General features: G+C 68.2%; 8 protein-coding genes. 4 read left to right on the plus strand and 4 right to left on the minus strand.

Translation table 11 applies throughout. The features are described 5' to 3' along the window. The 3 genes from DPR14_RS04260 to DPR14_RS04270 all read left to right on the plus strand — a co-directional run bounded on the left by DPR14_RS04260 (position 1) and on the right by DPR14_RS04270 (position 2,445). Positions 1-1,191, plus strand: a complete 1,191-nt coding sequence (locus tag DPR14_RS04260; RefSeq protein WP_158044062.1) for a sensor histidine kinase — start codon at positions 1-3, stop codon at positions 1,189-1,191. Between the two features lie 2 nt (positions 1,192-1,193). Then, the gene (locus DPR14_RS04265) at positions 1,194-1,730 is read left to right on the plus strand and encodes a response regulator (RefSeq protein WP_192499265.1); all 537 of its coding nucleotides are present in this window, start codon (positions 1,194-1,196) and stop codon (positions 1,728-1,730) included. Between the two features lie 106 nt (positions 1,731-1,836). Then, positions 1,837-2,445 carry an SH3 domain-containing protein gene (locus DPR14_RS04270; protein WP_158044064.1) on the plus strand — a complete coding sequence of 203 codons (609 nt, stop codon included), beginning with the start codon at positions 1,837-1,839 and terminating at the stop codon, positions 2,443-2,445. On the opposite strand, the gene DPR14_RS04275 is transcribed toward DPR14_RS04270, so the two are convergent. From DPR14_RS04275 to mdoH, 3 genes are all read right to left on the minus strand, one after another. Continuing rightward, positions 2,426-4,441 carry an ATP-binding protein gene (locus tag DPR14_RS04275; RefSeq protein WP_192499266.1) on the minus strand — a complete coding sequence of 672 codons (2,016 nt, stop codon included), beginning with the start codon at positions 4,439-4,441 and terminating at the stop codon, positions 2,426-2,428. The two genes, DPR14_RS04270 and DPR14_RS04275, sit on opposite strands and share 20 nt — an antisense overlap. A gap of 405 nt (positions 4,442-4,846) precedes the next feature. After that, on the minus strand, positions 4,847-5,677 hold the full coding sequence (locus tag DPR14_RS04280) for a formate/nitrite transporter family protein (protein WP_158044066.1): 831 nt from the start codon (positions 5,675-5,677) through the stop codon (positions 4,847-4,849). A 99-nt stretch (positions 5,678-5,776) separates the two neighbouring features. Continuing rightward, on the minus strand, positions 5,777-7,699 hold the full coding sequence (mdoH, locus tag DPR14_RS04285) for a glucans biosynthesis glucosyltransferase MdoH (RefSeq protein ID WP_192499267.1): 1,923 nt from the start codon (positions 7,697-7,699) through the stop codon (positions 5,777-5,779). 151 nt (positions 7,700-7,850) lie between these two features. Here mdoH and DPR14_RS04290 point away from each other — a divergent pair, with 151 nt between their 5' ends. Further along, on the plus strand, positions 7,851-9,353 hold the full coding sequence (locus DPR14_RS04290) for an OpgD/OpgG family glucan biosynthesis protein (RefSeq protein WP_211103916.1): 1,503 nt from the start codon (positions 7,851-7,853) through the stop codon (positions 9,351-9,353). On the opposite strand, the gene DPR14_RS04295 is transcribed toward DPR14_RS04290, so the two are convergent. After that, entirely contained in the window at positions 9,343-10,008 is a 666-nt protein-coding gene (locus tag DPR14_RS04295) for a uracil-DNA glycosylase (RefSeq protein WP_211103917.1), read from the minus strand. The two genes, DPR14_RS04290 and DPR14_RS04295, sit on opposite strands and share 11 nt — an antisense overlap. Between the last annotated feature and the right edge of the window lie 114 nt (positions 10,009-10,122).

Genomic DNA, 10,122 nt, shown 5'->3' on the forward strand with positions numbered 1-10,122 from the left:
GTGCTCAGCGACATCGCGGGCAAGCCCGCCCTGGTTGTGGAAACCAGCTACGCCCGCACCATCAGCGAGGCCGGCAGCAGCATGGTAAACTACGTGATCGCGCTGATGGCCGCGGTGCTGGCGCTCGCCGGACTGGCGATCCTGCTGATGCTGAACCGGACGGTCGTCAAGCCGGTAGCCCACCTGATGCAGCGGGTCCTGGAGGCGCGCGGCTGCGCCGCCCCGGAGCCGGCCGCGTCGGCCGGTTTCTCCGCCGCCGCCGGGGGCAAGTCCGACGAGATCGTGATCCTGGGGAACGAGTTCGAGCGCACCATCCAGCAGCTCGACGAAACCCAGAAGCGGCTGGTCGAGCAGAGCTTCTATACCGGCATGGCGGAGCTTGTCGGCGGCATGACCCACAATGTCCGGAATGCGCTGACCCCGATCTCGATCAAGCTGTGGCATATCGGTCGGGCGCTCGACATGGCGCATCTCGACAGGATGGAAGCCGCGGTCGAGCGGGTCGAGGCGGCGACCGCCGACCGGCAGGACTGCGCGCTCGCGGTGACGTACCTGAAGGCCTGCATGGAGCATCTGCGCACCAGCCACTCGACCATCGAGACCGACATCGGGGTGATCGGCGACCAGGCGACCCAGATCGAGCAGATATTCTATGATCATGAGCGTTTCAGCCGGGCGAAACGGCAGGTTGAAACGATCGATATTTGCCGGGTGGTCGACGAGGCCTCGAAACTGTTGCAGAATGGCGAGAAGATCAGGATCGCGGTGGCGCCCGCCGTGGCGAAGCTGCCCGCCGTCCGCGGTCACCACGTCGTCCTGACCCAGGTGTTCGGCAACCTGATCGTGAATGCCGAGGAGTCGATCCTGGCTTCGGGTCATGGGGCCGGAACGATCTCGATCAATGGCGAACTGGTGAGGCGCGACGGCGTGGACATGGTGGAACTGCACGTTTCCGACGATGGGCAGGGTATTCCGGAGGACAAGCTGGACCGGATCTTCGAGCGCGGCTACAGCACCCGCCGGGTTCACAGCGGTGGCATCGGGCTGCACTGGTGCGCGAACAGTCTGGCTGGAATGGGCGGCGGCATATGGGCGGTCAGCGAAGGCATCGGCCGGGGCGCGCGGATGGTGGTCCGGCTCCCGGCCAGGAAGCGGGTCTACAACTTCGACACCCTGAAAGAGACGGCGTGAGAATGACCAAGCCTTTCCGCGTCCTCGTGGCGGATGACGAACCCATGCTGCTCGACAGCTACCGCTACGTCATCGAAGACCTGGCGCCCCGGCGCGACCGCATCACCGAGATCGAGGAACAGCTTTTCGGCCGGTCCGACGACCCCGCGAACCTCGAGGTGGAACTGGTCTGCGTGCGCCAGGGCGAGCCGGCCGTCTCCCAGGTCGAGGAGGGGCTGAAGAGCGGGCGGCCGTTCGGCGCGGCATTCCTGGACGTCCGCATGCCGCCCGGCATCTCCGGGCTGGAGGCGGCCAGACGCATCCGGGACCTGGACAGCCTGATCAGCATCGTGATCGTCAGCGGGTTCACCGGGGTGGACGCCCGCGAGATCACCCGCGACATCCCGCCGGCCGACCGCCTGTTCTTCCTGGCCAAGCCGTTCCAGGCCCGCGAACTCCAGCAATATGTCCTGTCCTTCTCCGCCCGGCACGAGAGCGACCGGAAGATGCTCGAAGCGGAGGCCGCGCGGAGCCGGAACCTGCACCAGTATTGCGGCTGACGGTTTCGCGGACCGGCGATCCCGGGCAACTGGTTAACCGCTCGGAAATGCATTCCCGCTAGGCTGCGGCGGCAAGCCGCTCAGTCCTATCCGGGGATACAGTTCCATGCGCCGTCCCGTTGCCGCCGTCGCCCTCCTGCTCGTCCTCGGCGCCTGCCAGGCCGCTCCGCCCAGGCCGGAAACGACGGTCGCTGCCCCTCCGGCCCCCGGCGCGGCTCCGCGGTTCGAGACGGTCCAAGGGACATGGGTCGCGGCCAAGGCGGCCAACCTGCGCGCCGGGCCCGGCACGGATTTCCCGATCGTCGGCGGGGTCCGGCCGGGCGACCCGCTCCACGTGCTGGGCCGGGCGCCGGGGACCGAATGGCTCGCAGTACGGCAGGGGAGTTCACAAGCGTTCATCCATACGCGGCTGATCCACCAGACCGACGAGCCTCCGCCGGTGACCCAGCAGGCCGTCGCCGCGATGCCGGCCCCGATCCGCCAGATCGCCCCGACCGCACCCGCCAGCGTGCCGGCCTCATCCCCACCAGCCCCCGCGCCGGCAACCGTGCCGACCAGCACGCCCGTGGCCGCCCCGACCGCGGCGATCGGTGCGACGGCTGGCGCGCCCATAGTCCTGACAGACTCGCAGACCCGAACCGGAGCGGCGTCGAGGGGCGTCGGCGACTGGGTGGCGACCGGCGCTCCCGTGCCGCTCAGGCCGATCGCCCGCTGACCGAGCGCAACGCCGCCCGGCGTTTCGGGGCGGGCAGGGTGACGGTCACCGTCGTGCCGTGTCCCGGTTCGCTGGCCAGGCTGAGTTCGCCGCCGTGCAGTTCCGCCAGCATCTTGGCCAGCGGCAAGCCGAGCCCGGTGCCCTGGTGCCGCCGCGACATCGAATCGTCAAGCTGGCGGAAAGGTTCCAGGGCGATCCGGATATCCTCCGGCCGCATGCCGACGCCGGTATCCCGCACGCTGATCTCCAGGCCGCCTTCGGCCGGCCAGCGGACGGCGACATCGACGCGTCCGCCGGTCGGGGTGAACTTCACGGCATTGGACAGCAGGTTCAGGATGATCTGACGCAGCCGCACCTTGTCGGCGGTGATCTCGACCGGATGCGCGGGCAGGCTAGTCTCCAGCGCCACTTGGCCCTGGTGCGCCTCGCTTTCCATCAGGCTGGCGCAGGATCTCACCAGGGCGGAGACATCGACGGTCTCCGGGTGCAGTTCCATGCGCCCGGCCTCCACCTTCGACAGGTCGAGCACGTCGCCGATCACCTCCAGCAGGTGCGAGCCGGAGGAATTGATGGCGGCGGCATATTCCTTCTGCTTGGGTGTCAGCGGTCCGAAGAACTCGCGCAGCAGCATGTCGGAGAAGCCGATGATCGCGTTGAGCGGCGTGCGCAGTTCGTGGCTCATGTTCGCCAGGAAATGGCTTTTGACCCGGCTCGCCGCTTCGGCCTCGGCGCAGGCGTCGAGCGCCCGCTGTTCCGCCATGCGCCGCGCGGTCACGTCGGTGTGGGTTCCTATCATGCGGCGCGCGCCACCGGCAGCGTTGCGCGTCACGACCTTGCCGCGCGCCAGGATCCAGTGCCAGCCGCCGTCCTTCGCCCGCATCCGGTGCTCGACCTCGTAGCTCGCGCTGCGGCCCTGGCGGCATTCGGCCAGGGCCCTCATCACCTCGGGCAGGTCGTCCGGATGGACCAGGCTTTCCCACGCGCCCGTCCTGGGTTCGATCTCGTTCGGCTGGTAGCCCAGCATGGTCGCCCATCGCGCGCTGAAATGGGCCTCTCCGGTCTCGATGTTCCAGTCCCACAGCCCGTCGCGCGCCGCGTCCATCGCCAGCGCCAGCCGCTCCTCGCTGGTGGCCAGATGTTCGGCGAACTGCCGGGCCCGCGACAGGACGAGGGCGAGCAGCAGGCCCATGATCAGGCCGACCACCACGAGCGGGGGGAGGAACCAGTTCAGGAAGTCGCGTCCCGGCGTGGGTGGGTTCCAGGTCAGCATCGCCAGGTTGTTCCCCAGGGGAGTCCGCAAGGGGGCGATCAGCGATCCCGGCCTGTCCGCTCCCGGCGGCAGGATCGCGAAGTCATGGACATGGGCGGTCTGGCCGATGTTATCGAGGAACTTGCCGTCCATCCTGCGCAGGATGACGAGCGTGCCGAGCGGAGGCGGCTCGGAAAAGTCGGTACTGCCTGCTTCCGGGGTGAAACGCGAGACCGCCGCGATATTCATGCCGCCGCCAAGATCGAGGATCCCCGTCGCGACGACAGGTTCCTCCGGTCCTGATGCCATGGCCTGGCGGACCAGCTGCCGGAGTTCCGGATCCGCGCCTACTCCCGGGCTCCCGTCCGGCCCGCCTTGGAAAGCGTCGTCGGTGCGGCCGTAGATCTGCGTGCCGCCCTGGTTGAATACGAAGACGGCGGCCGCGCCGTGCTGGTCGATCAGGTAGCCACCGAAGTCACTGTCGGCATAATCGGCGTCGAACTCGATGAAGAGCCGGGTGATCGGCTCGTCCCACCAAGTGTAGTCCTTGGCGAGCACGGCGAGCGCGGCCTTCTCTTCGGCCAGCGCATGCTCGACCATCCGCCTGGAGTCGCTCGCCGCCTGCTTGTCCTGCCAGAATGCCGAAACGCTCGCCAGTCCGAAGATGGTGGCGGCACCCACGGCGAACATGACCACGACAGGAAGCACCAGGCGTCGAACGAGCGGTGAACCCGGAAGCACTATCATCCAGCTTCCTCCAGAGAGCATTATCGCCCCTCGTTCGAGATTATTAAGCCTATGCCGCCTCGATCAACAGTCTAAAGGTTCTCCTGCATCTGAGGAAGGTGATAGCGCGAACGGCGGTTCAATCAAAACATGGTACGGACCAGTTATTGTCGAAGTTCCGGGTCGGCAAGCATGACGTTTACGTTCACGTCAATCCTGTCTGGTGCGGGGATCCCGTGCCAGGGGGGCACAGCTGTACGGCTCGATGATTGCCACGAGCGCAAAAGTAACATGTACAGGCGGCAACACCCCCATTCGTCATGACCGGGCTTGATCCGCGGCTGTCCGGCACGGCAATTGCTGTGCCGGACAGCCGCGGCCCGGATCCGGGTTTCCTGTTCGCCGGCATTCGCGGGCGCAAGATCGTCAGTCATCCTCCTCCTTGACTTGAGCATGGGCGAGCAGTGCCACCAATCCCACTCCGCCGACCACATTGCCCAGCAGCGTCGGCACCAGGAACCCGATCGCGTATTCGCTCCAATCCACCGCTCCGGCGAAGGCGGCATAGGCCACCTCCACCGATCCGGCGATGATGTGGGAAAGCTGGCCGAGGGCCACCAGATAGGTGAGCCCGATGATCACGAAGGGCTTCGCCGAACCGGCCAGGGGCAGCAGCCAGACCAGCAGGGCGATGATCCAGCCGGCGAAGATCGCTTTGGCGAACGTGGCCATGGGGCTCGGCTCCGCGGCGTGAAGGCCGAGCTGCAGGAACTGTTCCTTGGCTTCGGGCGAGAAGACTCCCGTCGATTCGACGCCGAAGGCGAAGAGCAGCGTGCCGAGGATGTTGGCTGCGAAGACGATAGCCCAGAGCCTGACCACGTCGCGCAGCCCGACCCAGCTCCGCTCGTACAGGAGGGGCAGGATCACGGTCAGCGTGTTCTCCGTGAACAATTGCTGCCGGCCCAGGATGACGATCAGGAAGCCGAAGCTGTACCCGAAGCTGCTGATCAGCGGCCGCCACGGCTCGTCCGGCAGACCCGCGCGGAGCAGCCCGTCGCCTACCATGGAGAAGCCCATGGAAAGACCGGCCGCCAGCGCCGACCACATCAGCGAGGATGCCGGGCGCCGAAGTTCCTCCTCTCCCTCCTTGCGTACCGCCTCGTAGACGATGAGGGAGCGGGGAGCGGAGATGTTGTCGACGTTCTGACGCTCTTGCGAGGCGAGCCTGGAGGATGGAACGTGCCGGGTATCTACCATGGAAGGATCCGATCTGACGGTTGACCCAGCCACAACAGGCGTACGGCACATTCGGCGGCCCGGAAACTGGATGGCCGGCCGGGACGCGCACCCGGCGGATCAGTCCGCGTCGGCCGTTTCCTGCGCGAGCGCGGGCCGGTAGAGGCTCTGGGGAGCCATCGGCATCGGGGAGCGCCGGGGCAGGGCCGGACGCGCGCCTATCCCGGCGATGCCGTCGGGCGCGCCCGGGGCCGCGGCGCGCATCCGGGCCGCCATCTCGGTCAGTTCGGGCTCGGGGGCCACCTCCGCCGGGATCAGGAACAGGCCGAGCCGGCGGGCCGCCAGGCCGGCGCCGCGCCGGCTCGACCAGCTCGTGAGGACCGGGCTGAGCACCAGGCCGGCGATGATCGGCGACATCCACCAGAACAGCACGGGACCGACCAGCAGCGCCGTCGAGGCCAGGACGAGGCCCAGGATCACATGCACCGCATGGCGCTGGAACGCCTCGCCCAGCCCCACGCCGCGGTCGCCGCGCGGCTGGGCGTCCCAGGAGACGATCCGCCCGACCAGGGTCGAGACGACGAAGCGCGTGTAATAGGCCATGTGGACCGGCGCCTGCAGCGTCGAGAACACCTGTTCCAGCAGCGCACTGGCCAGCAGGCGCGGGGCGCCCCCGAATCCGGCCCGCGCCCTGGCGTCGGCCAGGACGGCCGCCAGGCTCAGCAGCTTGGGCAGGAACAGCAGCGTCACGGTCAGGGCGAACATGGCAGCCGCCGCGGCGCCGGGATTGAACAGACCGGAGGTCAGCAGGCCGTAGCCGCCGCGCTCCTCCCCCAGGATCAGCTGGCCGGCCGACAGCACCAGGAAGGCGAACCATACCGGGGCGGAGACGTAGCACATGATGCCCATCAGGATGTGCAGGCGGCCCGGCCAGCGGATGCCGTGGGCCGGCAGGAAGCGCATGTGCTGGAGGTTGCCCTGCGCCCAGCGCCGGTCGCGGCCGGCATAGTCGATGGTATTGGCGGGGATCTCCTCCCACGTGCCGCCGAGCAGGGGGAGCACCCAGGTCTCCCATGGGCCGCGCCGCATCAAGCAGGCTTCGACCACGTCGTGGCACAGGATCTCGCCGCCCAGCGGGGCCTTGCCGGGCAGCACCGGCAGGTCGCAGTGGTCCATGAAGGCCTTGACCCGGACGATGGCGTTGTGACCCCAGTAGTTGGCGTCCTCCTGCTGCCAGAAGTTCAGTCCCAGCACCGACAGGGGCGTGTAGAGGTTGGCCGCGAACTGGTGGATGCGGGCGAACAGCGTCTCCCGGTTGACCGGATGGGACACGGTCTGGATCAGGCCGATCCGGGAGTTGTCCTCCATCAGCCGGATCATGCGGCGGATCGTGTCGCCGCCCATCAGGCTGTCCGCGTCCAGCACCACCATGAAGTCGTACCGATGTCCCCAGTTGGTGCAGAAATCGGCGAGGTTGCCGGCCTTGCGCCCGCCGTTGTCATGGCGCCTGCGGTAGAACACCGCCGGCAGCCCCGGCCGTCCGGCGAATTCCGACAGCAGGGCGTCGTAGGCGCGCTCCTCCGCGCGCCAGATCGCCTCGTCGCGGGTGTCGCTCAGCACGAACAGGTCGATCCGTCCGACATCGCCGGTCCGCTCCAGGGAGCGGGCCATCACCGCGACGGCGGCGAACACCGCGGCGACGTCCTCGTTGTAGATCGGGAGCACCACCGCGGTCCGGGCCCTGGGCGGGGTCATGACGTCGATGCCGGCGGCGGTCCGCTCCAGCGGTGGAAAGGCGCGCCTGCCCAGGCAATGCAGGACGAAGCCCAGCACCACCTGCCAGCCGTTCAGCGCCAGCCAGCCCAGGTTGAGCGTGAACAGGGTCACCAGCACCCAGTCCAGCCCGGTCCGGGGTCCGCCCATCGCCTCGGCCGCAAGCACCGCCGAAAGCAGGGTCAGAAAAAGCGCCGGGCCCAGAAACAATGCCCTGCGCACCGCAAGGGGCAGGCGCGGCGGAGTCTCGGCCGAGGGATCGAGCGTCATGGAACAGGTGGCCTTCCGGGAAGTTATTGCTGGGCACGGCGCCCCTGAATGGGGCCGAGGACAGGGCTTATCGATGAACCACCGCGCCGACGATTTTATTCTGCGGGAACGGATATTTTCACGCCGAGCGTTCTTATCCGGATCCGCCGGCTTGGGAAGTGCCTTGCTGCTGTGCGGTCCCGGCATAGGGCGCAATCGTGGCATCGCAAGGGCGGAGGAAAGCTTCGGGTTCGAGCAGGTCAGGCGCATGGCGGCCGCGCTGGCGTCCCGGCCCTACCAGCCGCCCGACGAGGTCATGCCGGCGGTGCTGCGCGACATGAGCTACGACCAGTACCGCGCGATCCGTTTCCGGCCGTCCAGCGCCCTGTGGGCCGACGGGGGCGGATTCAAGGCGCAGTTCTTTCATCGGGGCTTCCTTTATCGGCGGCGGGTTCGCGTCGGCGTGATCGAGGGCGGTACCGTGACGCCGGTGGCCTACCGACCGGACATGTTCGACCTCGGCGGCCTCGACGTCCCGGACATGCCGGACCTGGGGTTCGCGGGGGTTCGGCTGCACCATCCCGCCGGCGGCGGGTCCACCGGCGACGAGTTCGCGGTGTTCCTCGGCGCGTCCTATTTCCGGCTGATCGCCCGGGGGCAGGAGTATGGGATTTCCGGCCGGGGGGTCGCGGTCAATACCGGCGGCTCCGAGCCGGAGGAGTTTCCCGACTTCACGGAGTTCTGGATCGAGCGTCCGGGGGCGGGAGCGGAGGAGATCACCGTGCTGGCGCTGCTCGACGGACCGAGCGTGACCGGCGCCTTCCGGTTCCGGTTGCGGCCCGGCGACACCACCGGGGCGCAGGTCGACGCCTCGCTGATCCTGCGCCAGCCGGTCGGCCGGCTCGGTCTGGCGCCGCTGACCAGCATGTTCCTCCATGGCGAGAACGGCCCGCGCGGTTTCGACGATTTCCGGCCGGAGATGCACGACAGCGACGGGCTGCTGATGCTGGACGGCGCCGGGGTTTGGAGCTGGCGCCCTCTTGTCAACGGCCGCCCGGCGCCGCTCGCCACCGGCTACGCGATGGCCGGCCCGAAAGGCTTCGGGCTGATGCAGCGGGACCGCGACTTCGCCAGCTACCTGGATGTTCAGGCCATGCACGAGCGCCGGCCCAGCTTCTGGGTCGAGCCGCGGGGCGATTGGGGACAGGGCGCTCTCGAACTCTACGAATTCCCGTCCCTGGAGGAGTACAACGACAACATCGTGGCCTATTGGGTGCCGCAACGGGCACCGGAGCCGGGCCGGCCGCTGGACTTCGGATACGCCCTGACCGTGATGGGCGGCGGGACCGGCCTGCATCCGCTGGGCCGTGTGACGGGCACGCGCATCGGCTCGGCCGAGCGGTTGCGGCCGACGGTGCCGCCCTCGCCGGAGCGCCGGTTCTTCGTGGTTGATTTCGAGGGGGACGGACTGCCGGGTCACGGCTCCGGCCTTTCCGCGGATGTCACCGCTTCCGCCGGCGCGGTGGTCGAGCCGATCGTCGAACATGTGCCGCAGACCGGGGGATGGCGCCTGTATTTCGAGTATCGGCCGGGGAAGGCCGGGCCGGCGGAGCTGGCGGCGCGGCTGATGCGGGGCGATCGGGTCATGACGGAGACATGGCGCTTTACCTGGTGACGTCCAGTCGCCGGGCGGCCAGCCGCTCCGCCGCCGCCGTGAGGCATGCGGAGATCCGGCGCGCCACGCCGGGGCTGGTGCAGACATAGGTCGGGCTCGGGTGCGGCATGGCAAGGCAGGGGATGTTCCGGGCCTCCAGCAGGCTCCGGGCGGCCTCGGCCTTGCGCCCGGCGGTGACGACCAGTTCCAACCCCGGCAGCAGGTCCAGGAAGTCGGGCAGGTGGAGCAGCCCTTCGGCGACCTGAGCGCGGGTCGGATTGCGGTTGGGCGTGCCCGGAACCTGGATCAGCCACGGGACGATGTTCCAGATCACCGTTTCCACACGAGCGATGCCGGCCTGTTCCAGGAAACGGAACAGGTTCGCGGCGGTCCCCGTGGGGTTGTCCCGCGACACGAACCCGGTGGCCCGCATCTTGGGTCCCGGCGTCTCCAGCAGGATCAGCAGCCGGGCCGCCACGCCGCCGTCGAGCGGGTCGGCCAGCGGAACCGGGCTGCCCGTGCGGGCGGCCAGATCCCTGGCGTACCGGGTCAGCGGCTGCACGTGCGCGCTGTCAGCCAGCGTCCTGCGCCGGGCCAGCTCGCCCGGATCGCGCAACGCCCTGGGGAGTGAAGCCCAGGGCGAGACCTGATGTGGGATTGTAATGTGGTCAGTCAATTTCGGATTTTATTTTAATTGATGTTAGGCGTTCATTAGTAGCTATAAGAATTTGAACCGCATTCCACAAAAGGAAACATAGTATCCATATGTATATTTGGGTAGCCCGGATGA

The organism is Skermanella pratensis (assembly GCF_008843145.1).
Taxonomy (GTDB): domain Bacteria; phylum Pseudomonadota; class Alphaproteobacteria; order Azospirillales; family Azospirillaceae; genus Skermanella; species Skermanella pratensis.

What these genes read in the sequence shown, in the direction of transcription:
- DPR14_RS04280 (WP_158044066.1), bottom strand. Translation starts at nt 5,677, where the DNA reads ATGGTAGATACCCGGCACGTTCCATCCTCCAGGCTCGCCTCGCAAGAG.
- mdoH (WP_192499267.1), bottom strand. Translation starts at nt 7,699, where the DNA reads ATGACGCTCGATCCCTCGGCCGAGACTCCGCCGCGCCTGCCCCTTGCG.
- DPR14_RS04275 (WP_192499266.1), bottom strand. Translation starts at nt 4,441, where the DNA reads ATGATAGTGCTTCCGGGTTCACCGCTCGTTCGACGCCTGGTGCTTCCT.
- DPR14_RS04270 (WP_158044064.1), top strand. Translation starts at nt 1,837, where the DNA reads ATGCGCCGTCCCGTTGCCGCCGTCGCCCTCCTGCTCGTCCTCGGCGCC.
- DPR14_RS04265 (WP_192499265.1), top strand. Translation starts at nt 1,194, where the DNA reads ATGACCAAGCCTTTCCGCGTCCTCGTGGCGGATGACGAACCCATGCTG.